At 55.3% G+C, this 15,115-nt stretch carries 15 protein-coding genes and 1 riboswitch; of the genes, 3 read left to right on the top strand and 12 right to left on the bottom strand.

Features of this window, described 5'->3' with window-relative positions:
- Positions 1-147 precede the first annotated feature (147 nt).
- Entirely contained in the window at positions 148-1,023 is an 876-nt protein-coding gene (rluF, locus tag OHJ17_RS23980; RefSeq protein ID WP_002884619.1) for a 23S rRNA pseudouridine(2604) synthase RluF, read from the top strand.
- On the opposite strand, the gene OHJ17_RS23975 is transcribed toward rluF, so the two are convergent.
- The 3 genes from OHJ17_RS23975 to lysC form a co-directional block, all read right to left on the bottom strand.
- Positions 1,020-1,292, bottom strand: a complete 273-nt coding sequence (locus OHJ17_RS23975) for a YjbD family protein (RefSeq protein WP_002884625.1) — start codon at positions 1,290-1,292, stop codon at positions 1,020-1,022. The genes rluF and OHJ17_RS23975 overlap by 4 nt on opposite strands.
- A gap of 116 nt (positions 1,293-1,408) precedes the next feature.
- Positions 1,409-2,338: a ketopantoate/pantoate/pantothenate transporter PanS gene (panS, locus tag OHJ17_RS23970; RefSeq protein ID WP_002884627.1), complete on the bottom strand. Its 930-nt coding sequence runs from the start codon at positions 2,336-2,338 to the stop codon at positions 1,409-1,411.
- 138 nt (positions 2,339-2,476) lie between these two features.
- Positions 2,477-3,826 carry a lysine-sensitive aspartokinase 3 gene (lysC, locus tag OHJ17_RS23965; protein WP_004146591.1) on the bottom strand — a complete coding sequence of 450 codons (1,350 nt, stop codon included), beginning with the start codon at positions 3,824-3,826 and terminating at the stop codon, positions 2,477-2,479.
- 179 nt (positions 3,827-4,005) lie between these two features.
- Positions 4,006-4,241: riboswitch (Lysine riboswitch) on the bottom strand.
- Positions 4,242-4,590: 349 nt separating this feature from the next.
- Between lysC and pgi the strand changes: the two genes are divergently transcribed.
- A complete protein-coding gene (pgi, locus tag OHJ17_RS23960; RefSeq protein WP_002884631.1) occupies positions 4,591-6,240 on the top strand; it encodes a glucose-6-phosphate isomerase in 1,650 nt (549 codons plus the stop codon).
- A 50-nt stretch (positions 6,241-6,290) separates the two neighbouring features.
- Here pgi and OHJ17_RS23955 read toward each other — a convergent pair whose 3' ends face one another.
- The 6 genes from OHJ17_RS23955 to OHJ17_RS23930 form a co-directional block, all read right to left on the bottom strand.
- Positions 6,291-6,746 (bottom strand): acyltransferase, encoded by a 456-nt coding sequence (locus OHJ17_RS23955; RefSeq protein ID WP_004177857.1) that lies wholly within the window; start codon positions 6,744-6,746, stop codon positions 6,291-6,293.
- Positions 6,747-6,754: 8 nt separating this feature from the next.
- Entirely contained in the window at positions 6,755-7,264 is a 510-nt protein-coding gene (locus OHJ17_RS23950) for a GNAT family N-acetyltransferase (RefSeq protein ID WP_004177856.1), read from the bottom strand.
- A gap of 107 nt (positions 7,265-7,371) precedes the next feature.
- Positions 7,372-7,752, bottom strand: coding sequence for a Rid family detoxifying hydrolase (locus OHJ17_RS23945; RefSeq protein ID WP_032433757.1), 381 nt, complete (start codon positions 7,750-7,752; stop codon positions 7,372-7,374).
- 20 nt (positions 7,753-7,772) lie between these two features.
- On the bottom strand, positions 7,773-8,093 hold the full coding sequence (locus tag OHJ17_RS23940) for an AzlD domain-containing protein (RefSeq protein ID WP_004177855.1): 321 nt from the start codon (positions 8,091-8,093) through the stop codon (positions 7,773-7,775).
- Positions 8,086-8,826 (bottom strand): AzlC family ABC transporter permease, encoded by a 741-nt coding sequence (locus OHJ17_RS23935; protein ID WP_004177854.1) that lies wholly within the window; start codon positions 8,824-8,826, stop codon positions 8,086-8,088. The genes OHJ17_RS23940 and OHJ17_RS23935 overlap by 8 nt, the downstream gene beginning before the upstream one ends.
- Before the next feature lie 83 nt (positions 8,827-8,909).
- Positions 8,910-10,187, bottom strand: a complete 1,278-nt coding sequence (locus tag OHJ17_RS23930; RefSeq protein WP_032433758.1) for an L-cysteine desulfidase family protein — start codon at positions 10,185-10,187, stop codon at positions 8,910-8,912.
- Positions 10,188-10,560: 373 nt separating this feature from the next.
- On the opposite strand from OHJ17_RS23930, the gene psiE reads away from it, so the two are divergent.
- The gene (psiE, locus tag OHJ17_RS23925) at positions 10,561-10,971 is read left to right on the top strand and encodes a phosphate-starvation-inducible protein PsiE (protein WP_002884721.1); all 411 of its coding nucleotides are present in this window, start codon (positions 10,561-10,563) and stop codon (positions 10,969-10,971) included.
- A 191-nt stretch (positions 10,972-11,162) separates the two neighbouring features.
- Here the strand turns inward: psiE and malG are convergent, their stop codons facing one another.
- From malG to malE, 3 genes are all read right to left on the bottom strand, one after another.
- Positions 11,163-12,053 (bottom strand): maltose ABC transporter permease MalG, encoded by an 891-nt coding sequence (malG, locus tag OHJ17_RS23920; RefSeq protein ID WP_002884725.1) that lies wholly within the window; start codon positions 12,051-12,053, stop codon positions 11,163-11,165.
- Between the two features lie 14 nt (positions 12,054-12,067).
- Positions 12,068-13,612 carry a maltose ABC transporter permease MalF gene (gene malF / locus OHJ17_RS23915; RefSeq protein WP_002884726.1) on the bottom strand — a complete coding sequence of 515 codons (1,545 nt, stop codon included), beginning with the start codon at positions 13,610-13,612 and terminating at the stop codon, positions 12,068-12,070.
- A gap of 117 nt (positions 13,613-13,729) precedes the next feature.
- The gene (malE, locus tag OHJ17_RS23910; RefSeq protein WP_002884740.1) at positions 13,730-14,920 is read right to left on the bottom strand and encodes a maltose/maltodextrin ABC transporter substrate-binding protein MalE; all 1,191 of its coding nucleotides are present in this window, start codon (positions 14,918-14,920) and stop codon (positions 13,730-13,732) included.
- Between the last annotated feature and the right edge of the window lie 195 nt (positions 14,921-15,115).

Below are 15,115 nucleotides of genomic sequence, written 5' to 3'. Positions count from 1 at the left end.
ATTTCATCATGAAAAGTTGCCAGGCGTTGAGCGGGACACTTTTGTGAAAAAAGGCGTAGTCGATCACACCTTGCGCCGGAGGGCGCAAAGGCACATCTTTTTTCTCGCCCACAAGGTAGGGTATATTTCGCTTTTACAGGAGAATCTATGCTGCCCGACTCATCAACCCGATTAAACAAATACATCAGCGAAAGCGGCATCTGCTCGCGTCGCGAAGCGGACCGCTTTATTGAACAAGGCAACGTCTTTATCAATGGCAAGCGCGCCACCATTGGCGATCAGGTGAAGCCTGGCGATTTAGTCAAAGTGAACGGACGGTTGATTGAGCCGCGCGAAGCGGATGATCTGGTGCTGATTGCGCTGAATAAGCCGGTCGGCATTGTGAGCACCACGGAAGACGGCGAGCGCGACAACATTGTCGATTTCGTCAACCACAGCAAGCGTATCTTCCCTATTGGCCGTCTGGATAAAGACTCCCAGGGGCTGATCTTCCTCACCAACCACGGCGATCTGGTGAACAAGATCCTGCGCGCCGGCAACGACCATGAAAAAGAGTATCTGGTGACGGTCGATAAGCCGGTGACCGATGAGTTCATTCGCGGCATGGGCGCGGGGGTACCGATTCTCGGGACCGTGACCAAAAAATGTAAGGTAAAGAAAGAAGCGCCGTTCGTTTTCCGCATCACTCTGGTGCAGGGGCTGAATCGCCAGATCCGTCGTATGTGCGAGCACTTTGGCTATGAAGTGACGAAGCTTGAGCGTACGCGGATCATGAACGTGAGCCTGACGGGGATCCCCTTGGGTGAATGGCGTGATCTAACCGATGACGAGCTGATCGACCTGTTCAAGCTGATTGAAAACTCCTCTTCCGAAGCGAAGCCGAAAGCCAGGCCGAAGGCCAAAGCGGCGACTCCCGGCATCAAGCGCCCGGTGGTGAAGATGGAAAATAGCAACGATAAGGGCCGCCCGGCTGGTAACGGGAAACGTTTCACCCAGCCGGGACGTAAAAAGAAAGGGCGTTAACGCCTGCCGCGGGTCGGCGTATTCGCCGACCAGGAAAAGGTCGCTTCCTTATCCGTTTTATAAGCCTGCTGTTTTCTCACCTGGCGGGCTTTCTTCGCTTCCGCTTCACGCTGCGCCATCAGCTTATCGATATATTCCTTTTTCACGCTGTTCGTTTCCGCATTGCTCAGCGGGCGGCCATGCGCAATACGCGCGCGGTCAAGCAGCGTTTTCAATTCGCGCTGTTCGCGCTCGGTCATCTCTTTTTGTGTAATACGGGGGAGTGCCATGGTGGTGCCCTCAGTCAGACCAGAGCACCCAGTGTACGGCAATGAATATTTTACTGATAGCCTGTATGGCAACTAAAGCAGGCACACGCCCGGGCCTGCGCCCGGACGTATCACGCTCAGCGCTTGTCGGCTTTTTTGGCGATGGGCTTTCCTGACCAGTACCCGGCCAGCAGCGAACCGGACAGGTTATGCCAGACGGAGAACAGCGCGCCCGGCAGCGCCGCCAGCGGGCCGAAGTAAATTTTACCCAGCGCGGCCGCCAGGCCGGAGTTCTGCATCCCCACCTCGATCGCCAGCGTACGGCAGGTGGATTCATCAAAACCAAACAGACGTCCGCCCCAGTACCCGCCAAGCAGACCAATAGTGTTATGCAGGATCACCGCGATAATCACCACCAGGCCGACGGAGGCGATATGGGCGGCGGAACCCGCCACCACCGCGCTGATGATCGCCAGAATGCACACCATCGAGAAGGCGGGCAGGAACGGCTCTACCGCTTTCACCACCTTCGGCAGCAGATGATGGACAATCAGTCCCAGCGCGATAGGAATGACCACAATCTGCAGAATGCTGAGCAACATGCCCATGACGTCGACCTGAATATGCGCGTCGACGTACAGACGGGTGAGCAGCGGTGTCGCCACGACGCCGACGAGGGTGGAGACCGAGGAGATGGTCACCGACAGCGCCACATCCCCTTTGGCAAGAAAGATCATCACGTTGGAGGCGGTCCCGCTGGCGACGCTGCCGACCAGCACCATCCCGGCGGAAAGCTCCGGCGGCATATGAAACAGCAGCGCCAGCAGCCAGGCGGCGAGCGGCATCACCAGATAGTGCAGAAATATCCCCGCAGCGACCGGCGCCGGACGCGACAGGACGCGTTTGAAATCCTCCAGCTTCAGATGCACGCCCATACCGAACATGATCAGCATCAGCAGGGTGGTGACCCATGGGCCAATTGGGGTGAAGGTGGTGGGAGTGTAATAGGCCAGAACGGAGAGCAGCAGTGCCCATAACGGGAACAGCCGCGTCAGAGTTGCGAGCATGTTGTGTTCCTTGCGATACGCGAACCGGGCCGCGCCATCCCGATGGGCGGCGAGCAGGTCAGCTGGTTGTGTTGATGTTGTTATAAAAAAGCCGGGTTCGAGCCCGGCTATAGGTATTGTTTATCGTGCTAAGGAATTTTATTCAAACAAATTATGATGCAGCTTCTGCACAACCTTCTCCGCATCGTCGCCCGGCACCAGGAAGCACAGGTTGTGGCTGGAGGCGCCATAGCAGATCATGCGGATGTTAAACGGCTCGAGGACGCCAAAGACCTCTTTGCCGACGCCGCAGGCTTTCGACAGCTCATTGCCAATCAGGGCGACCAGCGCCAGATTTTCTTCCACTTCCACGCGGCACAGCGAAGAGAGCTCGGTCAGCAGCGCCTGGGTCAGCAGGGTATCGCCCGCAGAGGTCGAGCCGGTGGTGTCCATGGTCAGGGCCACGCTCACTTCGGAGGTGGTGATCAAATCAACTGAGATGTTATGGCGCGCCAGAATACCGAACACTTCGGCGAGGAAACCGCGGGAGTGCAGCATATTCAGGCTGTGCAGCGTCAGCAGCGTTTGCCGGCGACGCAGCGCCAGCGCGCGGAACAGCGGCGGGTTCTCGGTGGTTTTACACACCAACGTACCGCCCGCTTTAGGCTCTTTACTGGAACCGACAAACACCGGGATATCGCTGCGCACTGCAGGCAGCAGGGTTGCCGGATGCAGCACTTTGGCGCCAAAGGTGGCCATTTCCGCAGCCTCTTCAAAGGCGATGACGTCGATGCGTTTCGCCGCCGGCGCGACGCGCGGGTCGGTAGTATAGATCCCCGGGACATCGGTCCAGATATCGACGCGGGTGGCATTCAGCGCTTCGCCGAGCAGAGCGGCGGTATAATCGCTGCCGCCGCGGCCGAGGGTGGTGGTGCGGCCTTTCGCTTCGCTGCCGATAAAGCCCTGGGTCACCACCAGGCCTTCCGCCAGGCGCGGCGCCAGCTGCTGCTGGGTCAGTTCGGCGACGGCGGCGATGTCCGGTTCGGCGCGGCCAAAGCGATCGTTAGTGCGCAGCACTTTACGGGCGTCAAACCACTGCGCCTGAATACCGCGTTCACGCAGAATTTCCACAAACAGCAGGGTAGACATCAGTTCGCCATGGCTGACCAGTTCGTCAGTCAGGGCGGTTGAGGAGGCGAGCGCGGCGGCTTCCGCCAGCGTCGTGATATTTTCCAGCAAGCGCTCAATCTCTTCGCGGATCACGTTGGGATAACGCAAACGCTCCAGAATATTGAACTGGATCTGACGCAGAGCGTCCAGCTGGGAAAAACGTTCGGTGGGTTCCAGCCCTCCCGCTAAGGCCACCAGAATGTTGGTCACGCCGGCAGAGGCGGAGAGCACAACAATACGGGTATTGGCATCGAGCAGCGCCACATCGATGCTGCGGTTCATTGCGTCAAAATCAGCAACGCTGGTGCCGCCAAATTTGGCGACGACTAGATCTGTCATAACAACCTCGTGTCAGGGGGCCTGACTTATTAAAACGATTCCTGAGCACCGATCCTGGCAGGGGCTGGACGCCGCCGGATCGCAACAAAATGTCTTAATAAGCCAGGCCAAATTATTCAGCCATGGCACAAGGGAAGAGCGATAAACAGGGTGGCGCAGAGTGATAAACAACTACGATGTCACCCAGAAGTGCTCCACCTTGTAGACCCGACTCACCGCTTTGGGCGCTGAGGTGTTCGGGTATGAAACGCCCGACTGCGAACGTTTCTGGTGACAACCCAGGGGATTCAGCCCCTGTGGCCGGCGAGGAGCGTGACCAGACGCTCTTTCACCTCGGCGTTGCTCCCCCTCACGTATCTTCCCCGGACTGGTTCCTCCAATACGGTTACCTGGGCAACGCACCTCTTCTGGCAATTACTGACGTCTTTCACCTGGCCGGGGGAACAGGGACATTATATCCCCCGCGAATACCCTTTCGCTGTAGCGTGAAATGCGCGAGCAATAGATACCTACCAATACGTAAGCACTGCGGATATATAAAGGCTTAACGCCAGCTATGTCAACGCTGCGGTTATGCGGATTTTTCATGCCTCTGCGGCTAACAGAAAAAAGCCTTATGATAGCTATACTAATGGGGCTTTTTACTCCGTTTTGACCCGATTCCTGACCGGCGTCAGGGTCAAGTCACAAAAATCATCACAATTTTCCGTCACCGGCGCTACAATCGACCGAAGTCACAATCTCAAATCAGAAGAGTATTGCTAATGAAAAACATCAACCCAACGCAGACCTCTGCCTGGCAGGCATTACAGAAACACTTCGACGAAATGAAAGATGTCACTATCAGCGAGCTTTTCGCCAAAGATAGCGACCGTTTTTCTAAATTTTCCGCGACGTTCGACGATCTGATGCTGGTGGACTTCTCCAAAAACCGCATCACTGAAGAGACGCTGGCTAAACTGCAGGATCTGGCGAAAGAGACTGACCTGGCGGGCGCTATCAAGTCGATGTTCTCAGGTGAGAAGATCAACCGCACCGAAGACCGCGCGGTACTGCACGTCGCGCTGCGTAACCGCAGCAATACGCCGATTGTGGTTGATGGCAAAGATGTGATGCCGGAAGTGAACGCTGTGCTGGAGAAGATGAAAACCTTCTCCGAAGCGATTATCTCCGGTAGCTGGAAAGGCTACACCGGCAAACCGATCACCGACGTGGTTAACATCGGTATCGGCGGCTCCGACCTCGGTCCTTTCATGGTGACCGAGGCGCTGCGTCCGTATAAAAACCACCTCAACATGCACTTTGTCTCTAACGTCGATGGCACCCATATCGCCGAAGTGCTGAAGAACGTGAATCCGGAAACGACTCTGTTCCTGGTGGCGTCCAAGACTTTCACTACCCAGGAAACCATGACCAACGCCCACAGCGCGCGCGACTGGTTCCTGGCAACCGCGGGCGACGACAAGCACGTGGCGAAACACTTCGCCGCGCTTTCCACCAACGCGAAAGCGGTTGGCGAGTTCGGCATCGACACCGCCAACATGTTCGAATTCTGGGACTGGGTTGGCGGCCGTTACTCCCTGTGGTCGGCGATTGGTCTGTCCATCATTCTCTCCGTGGGCTTCGACAACTTCGTTGAGCTGCTGTCCGGCGCGCATGCGATGGATAAGCACTTCTCCACCACTCCGGCGGAGAAAAACCTGCCGGTGCTGCTGGCGCTGATCGGCATCTGGTACAACAACTTCTTCGGTGCGGAAACCGAAGCGATTCTGCCGTACGACCAGTACATGCACCGCTTTGCCGCTTACTTCCAGCAGGGCAACATGGAGTCCAACGGTAAGTATGTTGACCGTAACGGCCACGCGGTAGACTACCAGACTGGCCCAATCATCTGGGGTGAGCCGGGCACCAACGGTCAGCACGCGTTCTACCAGCTGATCCACCAGGGCACCAAAATGGTACCGTGCGATTTCATCGCTCCGGCTATCACCCACAACCCGCTGTCTGACCACCATCAGAAACTGCTGTCTAACTTCTTCGCCCAGACCGAGGCCCTGGCCTTTGGTAAATCCCGCGAAGTGGTTGAGCAGGAATATCGCGATCAGGGTAAAGACCCGGCGACCCTGGAGCACGTGGTGCCGTTCAAAGTGTTCGAAGGTAACCGCCCGACTAACTCCATCCTGCTGCGTGAGATCACCCCGTTCAGCCTCGGGGCGCTGATTGCCCTGTACGAGCACAAAATCTTCACCCAGGGCGCGATCCTCAACATCTTCACCTTTGACCAGTGGGGCGTTGAGCTGGGCAAACAGCTGGCTAACCGCATCCTGCCGGAGCTGAAAGACGGCAGCGAAGTTAGCAGCCACGACAGCTCTACTAACGGCCTGATTAACCGTTATAAAGCCTGGCGCGCATAACGCTTGCGCAGCTAAGACGGAATGCCGACCCTTTGGTCGGCATTTTTTATTTATAGCCGCCGCAGCAGCCTCGCTGGATTCCCCGCCCACACGCCTTTCTCGGTAATGGACTTCGTTACCACGCTGCCCGCGCCTATCACCACCCCATCGCAGATGCTGACGGCCAGAATCGTGGCGCCGCTGCCGATCGACACGTCATCGCCAATCTCGATCCGCCCCCAGCTGGCGCGGTCGGCGTTTGGTTTACCCTCGCGAAACAGGTCGTTGGCAAACATCACGCCGTGACCGATAAAGCAGCGCTGGCCGATGGTGACGTACTCGCAGATAAAGGTATGGGATTGAATTTTACTGTTCGCGCCGATGCGGGTATTCCCCTGGATCTCAACGAACGGCCCGACGAAGACGTTATCGCCGAGCTGGCAATCATAGAGGTTGGCGGGCTGGTAAATAACGACATTTTCCCCACAAACGACGTTACGTACGCCGGTATCACGAAGCTCAGGCATAGTTCCTCTCAAATCGGTTTGGCCAGAATATGTAAGGTGCTTTGCTGGCTGGCGGAGTGGAAAGTCGTGTCTCTGATGTGCTGCATCCCCTGGCGTTCGTAAAAACGGCGCGCGGCGGGATTCGCGGCGAGTACTTCCAGCCACAGCCAACTTTCACCGGCCGTTTTTGCTCGCGTCTCGACGGCGTGAAAAATATGCTCGCCGTAGCGGTGGCCAGTCTTCCCCGGCATCAGGTAGAGCTTATGCAGCAGCGTACCAATCTTGCCGTCGTCAGCCATTCGCTGCTGATAGCTATATTTAGCGAAACCAACAGGAGAGGGGGCTTCGGCGATGAGCCAGTGTTGGGTCGCATCCGCAAGACTCCGACGTAGCGCATCTTCGGCATATTCTTGCTTAAGAAATAACGCCAGTTCATCGGCATCGCGCCAGAGATGAGCAAAGTGGTGATGATAGCTGGCATAGCCCATCGCGCTAAGCTGGGGCGCGTCCTCGGGACATGCCTGTCGAATAGTTAACATGCTGCGTTCCTCGCGTCGTTCTGCGGCTATATTGCCTGTAAAGTGAACAATGTGGAACGACAAAAATCGGTGGGAGAAGGCTGGAGGCGCTCCCTCCAGCCTGGGGGTTAGCGGGCGAAAGCGATCGCTTCGATTTCGACGCCGGCATCTTTCGGTAACCTTGCTACCTCCACACAGGAGCGCGCCGGAAAGGCCGCCTGGTGTTCGGTAAAGAAGGCCTCGTAGGCGGCATTGATGGCGGCAAAATCCGCCAGGTCTTTGACAAACACCGTAGTTTTAACGATCTGCCCGACCGTGAGTCCGGCGGCTTCAACGATGGCTTTCACGTTCTCCAGCGACTGGCGCGCCTGTTCGGCAATGTCCTCGGGCATGGTGCCGTCCAGCGGATTAATCGGCAGCTGACCGGAGGTGATGGTCATCGCGCCGAGATTGACGCCCTGCACGTACGGGCCGATAGCGGCAGGCGCGTCAGCGGTGGTAATAATCATACGGTTTATCCTTCAAACGGTTACATAAAATAATTTAACAACACCAGCGAGCCGACGCCGCTCACTACCACCCACACCAGGCCTAAACGGAAGCTGGCGAGCGTGCAGATGATGGCGGCGATCACCTTCGGATTTTTTAAGTCGAACTCCATGCTGGAATTCACGCTCAGGATCTGAATGGTGATGATGGCCGGCAGAACGGTGACCGGCACGAAGCGTAGCGTTTTGGTCACCCGCTCGGACATCTGGATCTTGCCGGCCAGGCCGATAAACGAGAAACGGATGAGAAAAGTCACCGCGGCCATGCCCAGCGTCAGGGCGATAAAATAGCTATTACTCATTTTCCATCGCCTCCACTAACGGCATATCGGATTCGGTTTTTGCCATCTGCTTGCGCTCTTCCGCCAGGTCGACGCACAGGCCGGCGAGGACGCCAAGCACTGAGGCGACGACGATACCCAGCGAATAGGGTAGGACCACTAACAGCACGCCGGAAACGGCGGCTACAACCGCGGCGACGGTGCAGGCCTGGCTTTTAATTTGCGGCACCACGATGGCGATAAAGGCGGCGACCATGGCGAAATCGAGACCGTATTTCTCAATGTGGGGAAACGAGGCGCCGACCAGCGCGCCAAGAAAATCAGCTAGCACCCAAATCGCCCAGAAGGTAATCATCGCCGAACCATAAAAGAGATATTTTTCCTTTTTATTTCCTTCCATCTCTTTGACGGTGGTGGCATACACCTCGTCGGTGAGCGCATAGGACATAAAGCATTTTTTAAAGAATGAAGCTTCGCGCACGGTGCCGGAAATAGAGGCGCTATACAGCACGTGGCGAAGATTGATAATTAATGTGGTGAAAATAATCACGCCGAGCGTGGCGCCGGTTTTTAACATATTCAGTGCCAGCATTTGCGCCGAGCCGGCAATGACGATCGCCGACCACGCCGTACTCTGCCAGACGCTCATGCCCGCGCTAACGCTTAATGCGCCGACAATAAATGAAAATGGAAAGTCGCCGATGCATAGGGGCATAATAGCGCTGGCGCCGCGGAAGATGACTTTTTTATTCATCTGCTATACCTGCTAATTTATAAATAATAGTGTGGGTAGAGTACGTTAATCGGGGCCTGCTCTTTCAGGCCCGTGAAATGGTATTATTTAGCGACCATAATGCTGATAATTTCTTTATCGGTGAGAGTCATTGGTTTAATCACCAGACGGCACAGGTTATTAATAGTCTGCTCGACATCGGCGCAGACAATACCGTCATTGGCGCCAGCGCAGCTATTTTGCATTGCCATTAGTACCGCCTTAAAGGCGCTGGATACCACTGACGAGACTTTCATCGCGCAGCTGTTGGAAGCGCCATCACAAATCATGCCGGTAATATCGCTGACCATATTAATAATTGCGGTATTAATGGTGTTGATGTCGCGGGTAAACAGCCATGCCATACCGGCGGCGGCGCCCATAGCGGCGGTTGAGGCTGCGCATAGCGCAGATAAGCGCGTATAACGAGAATGAATTGAGATGGCGGTGAGATGAGATAGAGACAAAGCGCGAGCCAGGGTCTCTTCATCGACGCCGAGATGCTCTGCAACCACCACTACCGGCATGGTTGCTGTAATGCCCTGATTGCCTGAGCCGAAGTTAGACATCGCTACCACCGGCGCGCCGCCCATGCGGGCATCTGAAGCGGCGACGGTGTTGATGATCACCTTGCTTAACAGATCGTTGCTCATCAGGCCGTTTTTCACTGCGTCAGAAAAGGTACCGTTAATGTTCAGGCCATATTTTTTTGTTTTGCCTTCTGCCGCCAGCGCGGAGTTTAAGCGCGCGGCGTCGAGAATAAAGCGAATATCATTAAAGTCGACGCTATTAATAAATTCGTAAGCCTGTTGTAGCGAGAAAGTGGGCAGCGTTTCGCGCTGGGTGCGCGTATTCTGTTTTTCGCTTAATGGCTGCGGCTGGCCATTAATATAAAGTTCGACCACGTTGGTGTGGGTTCCTTTGACCACGACACGACAGCAATTCTCGCCAGCAGAGAGGGTTAAATCGAGATGGATAAAATCCGGAGTCTCTTCGACGGCAATATCAACGGCGTTATTGGCGATCAGCTTCTGCGCCATTTCAACGTGTCGCGGAGTGATATCTTCCAGCGTTTTTAATCCCTTTTGCGGGTCGCCGCCAAATGCGCCAATTGCGGCTGCCAGCGGTACACCGCAAACGGTGGTGCCGGGTATGGTGACACCCATCGCGTTTTTATAAAGATTGGCGGAAATAAAACCGCTAATTTTAGTGCAAGGCTGATCCAGATATTGTGCGGCGTAGGCGGCCGCGAAGGAAATAGCGACGGGTTCAGTACAACCTAAAGCCGGGGCGACCTCTTGTTTGAGCCATTTTACGTACAGGGAAGCGTTATCGGTGTTCATAATGATTTAATGTCCAAAATTAAATTTTATTCAGCTGCGATAATGCTAAGACAAAAGATAAGAAAAAACTTACCCTAATAACCATAAAAAGACTGTGGTTTGGAGAAAAATTTTATCTTACGGGAGGTTTTAAGATATACCTGTTTCAAAAAGTAAACTTTTTATATTTCAGTTAGTTGGGCTGATTCGTTCTAAGCGTAATGGATGATTTTGTTAATCTGCTCACAGCGTTGCTGGAAGGACAATTTTCTCTTGTTCGTACTTTTCGAATCAATAGCCCGGAGATAGCGTAAGACGAAGGAATCATAGGTAGATCTGGATCACACTTTTGCGCTATACAGATCGACAACGTTCATGCATTTGAGGTGTCACTATGCCGTCGGTATATCGTCCGCTGGTTAATTTCGTTGCGAAGGCCATGCAGGCCGTGCTGAATCTGGCACTGCTGTGCCTGGGAATTATTCTGGTGGTGTTCCTGGGAAAGGAGACCCTGCATCTGGCGCACGTACTGTTTACGCCGGAGCCGGTGAGTAAGTACAAGCTGGTCGAAGGGCTGGTGGTCTATTTTCTCTACTTTGAGTTTATCGCGCTGATTGTTAAATATTTTGAATCCGGTTTTCACTTTCCACTGCGCTATTTCGTCTATATCGGTATTACCGCAATTGTGCGGCTTATTATCGTCGATCATGAGTCGCCGCTGGCGGTGCTCATTTACTCCGCGGCGATCCTGATCCTGGTGATTACGCTCTGGCTGTGTAACTCCAATCGCCTGAAACGCGAATAAAAAAAAGCGGCCTCCAGGGCCGCTGACCAACAGTCACAAATAGAATTTATGTAGGGTCCAGTTGAGGATAGCAGTGGCATTGACCTTACTTTTTCAGCTGAGGGCGACGGCGACAATACCCGGTTGGGGTCGTGTATTGCGGCTAGACCGTCGGCCCTCCTCTGAAATTTGGGGCCGGTGTTACAAAAAAATTAACCTTTCACTCCACCCGCCGTCAGGCCATTAACCAGCCAGCGCTGCGCCAGCAGGAAGACAACCGTGATCGGAATGGCGGAGAGCACCGCCGCGGCGGCAAAGTCGCCCCACAGATAGTTCTGCGGGTTGAGATACTGTTGCATACCTACCGCCAGGGTATAGCTGTTCACATCGCGCAGCAGCAGCGAGGCGACCGGCACTTCGGTGATGGCCGCGATGAACGACAGAATAAACACGACTGCCAGAATCGGCACCGACAGCGGCAGCAGCACGAGGCGGAAAGCCTGCCATGGGGTCGCGCCATCCAGCGCCGCCGCTTCTTCCAGCGAGCCATCGATGGTTTCGAAGTAGCCTTTAATCGTCCAGACGTGCAGCGCGATACCGCCCATGTAGGCAAAGATGACGCCGCCGTGGGTGTTGAGGCCGACGAACGGGATGTACTGGCCCAGGCGGTCAAACAACGCGTACAGGGCAACCAGCGACAGCACCGCCGGGAACATCTGGAAAATCAGCATCCCTTTCAGCAGGGTCGCTTTCCCCGGGAAGCGCATACGGGCGAAAGCGTAAGCGCAGGTGGTGGAGAGGGCGACGATGCCGATCGCGGTGATCCCGGCGACCTTAATCGAGTTCCACAGCCACAGCAGGACCGGGAACGGCGGCGGCGTGACGCGGCCATCGGCGTGTTCGACGCTGAAGCCTAACGCCAGACGCCAGTGTTCCCAGGAGATGGTATCCGGGATCAGGCTGCCGGTGGCGAAGTTGCCTTCGCGCAGCGAGATAGCGATAACCATCAGCAGCGGAAACATAATCGCGGCGATAAAAATCAGTAGCAGGAGATGCGTGGTAAATAAACGTAGCTTCTGCGATTTGGGTTGGACCATAGCCATTATCGTTATCTCCCTTAATCAAACTTCATGCGCGTGGCTTTCAGATTCACAATCGCTAACGCGCCAACCAGCAGGAAGATAAGCGTTGCGATAGCCGCCGCCAGGCCGAAGTCCTGACCGCCGCCGCCTTCAAAGGCGATGCGATAGGTGTAGCTCACCAGCAGGTCGGTATAACCGGCCGGGGTGGTGGTGCCGAGACGGTCCGGACCGCCGTTGGTCAACAATTGAATCAGGACGAAGTTGTTAAAGTTAAAGGCGAAGCTGGCGATCATCAGCGGCGTTAGCGGCTTAATCAGCAGCGGGAAGGTAATTTTAAAGAAGTTCTGGAACGGGCCGGCGCCATCCATTGCCGACGCTTCGTACAGATCGTCCGGAATCGCCTTCAGCAGCCCCATGCACAGGATCATCATGTACGGGTAGCCCAGCCAGGTGTTGACGATGATGATCATGGTGCGCGCGGTGGTCGGGTCGCTAAACCATGCCGGCTTAATGCCGAACAGCGTGCTGAGCATCATGTTGATTTCACCAAAGCTCTGGTTGAACAGCCCTTTGAAAATCAGAATCGAAATAAACGACGGTACGGCGTACGGCAGAATCAGCAGGACGCGATAAATCGCTTTGCCTTTCAGCGCTTCCCACTGCACCAGGCAGGCGAGGATCATCCCCACCGCGACGGTCAGCACCACGGTCAGCACCGAGAACACCACCGTCCAGACGAAGATCGCGAAGAACGGTTTCTGAATGCCTTCATCGTGGAAGACGCGGGTAAAGTTGTCCCAGCCGATAGTCACAGTGTAGCCCGGGCTCAGCTTCTCATTGCCCCAGCTGCCGTCGGCGTTAATTGACTGGTAGAAGCCGACGTCGTTGTTCGGGCGGTATTTAACGTGGGTCTGATTGTTGGTCAGTACCCCGTCTTCGCCGAGGGTATACAGAGGCTGGGTACCGGAGAACTGGCGCAGGGAGCTCATGATGACTTTGCTGTCATCCGGCAGCACAGCGGTCAGCTGGTTCAGCGCGGTGCGATTCTGGGTAATCACGCGCAGGTTGGCGCGCTCGCCTTCCGGCAGGGCGTCGGTTTCTTTTAACGCCAGCTTCTGCTCGCCGCCAAATTTAAAGGCGTCAGAAAGGTAGTTTTTACCGCTTTCGCCGTCGGTCAGCGCCAGCTTCCACTCGTCACCCGCCGGGATCAGCGTGAAATTATAGGCTTTGCCGGCCTGGAAGGAACGATCCATCAGCACCTGCTGCGCACGCTCAAAGGTCAGCTGGTTGGTGCTGCTGTAGTTGGTAAACGCGATAGCGATAGTGCAGATCAGCGGAAACAGGACAAACAGGCCCATGCCGGCGAGGCCGGGATAAACATAGCGCCAGGCATAAGCCTTGCGATTAGCGAAAATATACAGGCCAACTGAGCTTAAAATCAGCGTCATGATGGCGAACAGGTACTCCCCCTGGGCGTACATCAAAACAACAAGGTAACCCACCAGCAGGCACAGTAAGCCAATCACAGACCATGTGAGTTGCGGGCTTTGCCACCAGTGTCTCTTTTTAACGGCATCCATGGGGATCATCCTCTACAGCGGTGAAAACTTATTTGTCAGGTGGCGCTTCGCTTACCTGACCTACGGTCCGAGCCGTAGTGGTAGGGCGGGTAGGCGCACGCGCCACCCGCCGTTTTCTTACTTAGTGATACGGCTCTGTGCATCTTTCAGCGCAGCATCGACAGTCTGGCGACCGCTGGCGGCGTTGATAACCGCGGTACGAACGGCATACCAGAAGGCAGACATCTGCGGGATGTTAGGCATGATTTCGCCTTTCTGGGCGTTCGCCATGGTGGCAGCGATGCGCGGATCTTTTTCCAGTTTTTCCTGGAAGGATTTCAGCGCCACGGCACCCAGCGGTTTGTCGTTGTTAACGGCTTCCAGACCCTGATCGGTCATCAGGTAGTTTTCGAGGAACTCTTTGGCCAGCTCTTTGTTCGGGCTGGCGGCGTTGATCCCCGCGCTCAGCACGCCAACGAACGGTTTCGATGGTTTGCCTTTAAAGGTTGGCAGCAGGGTCACGCCGTAGTTAACCTTGCTCTTATCGATGTTAGACCACGCCCACGGACCGTTGATGGTCATCGCGGTTTCGCCTTTGTTGAAGGCCGCTTCCGCGATGGAGTAATCGGTATCGGCATTCATGTGCTTGTTCTTGATCAGGTCAACCAGGAAGGTCAGGCCCGCTTTCGCGCCTGCGCTGTCCACGCCGACGTCTTTCACATCGTACTTGCCGTTTTCAAACTTGAACGCGTATCCGCCGTCGGCAGCGATCAGCGGCCAGGTGAAGTACGGTTCCTGCAGGTTGAACATCAGCGCGCTCTTACCTTTCGCTTTCAGTTCTTTATCCAGCGCCGGGATCTCTTCCCAGGTCTTCGGCGGGTTCGGCACCAGGTCTTTGTTGTAAATCAGGGACAGGGCTTCGACCGCGATCGGGTAGGCGATCAGTTTGCCGTTATAGCGAACCGCATCCCAGGTGAACGGATAGAGTTTGTCCTGGAACGCTTTGTCCGGGGTGATTTCCGCCAGCAGGCCCGACTGCGCGTAGCCGCCGAAACGGTCATGCGCCCAGAAGATGATGTCCGGGCCGTCGCCGGTCGCCGCAACCTGCGGGAATTTCTCTTCCAGCTTGTCCGGGTGTTCTACGGAAACTTTAATGCCGGTGTCTTTTTCAAACTTTTTACCCACTTCAGCGAGGCCGTTGTAGCCTTTGTCGCCGTTAATCCAGATAACCAGCTTACCTTCTTCAATTTTTGCGAGGGCAGAGGCGGAAAACATCATCGTGGTCAGTGCCGACAGCGCGAGGATGCGAGCGCCAGTTTTGATTTTCATATACCCGTCCTTTTTGGTGTTGTACTCGTGGATACACTTCGGTGGCTTAACGATGATGAGTTTCCTTTTTTAACAACCCCTTTCCATCCTCCCCAGGTCTACGCCCCACCCGCTGGTTGTGTGATCTCCATTGCAAAAACGGCCGTATTGCGTCCTGGAGCACAGAAAAAAGCGCCCAATTTTGTCGCCTCCATC

It is taken from the genome of Klebsiella sp. KP20-425-1 (genome assembly GCF_025813515.1).
GTDB classification, from domain to species: Bacteria; Pseudomonadota; Gammaproteobacteria; order Enterobacterales; family Enterobacteriaceae; genus Klebsiella; species Klebsiella pneumoniae.
The sequence above is the reverse complement of the archived record's forward strand: the minus strand, read 5'-3'. Positions and strand labels throughout refer to the sequence as shown.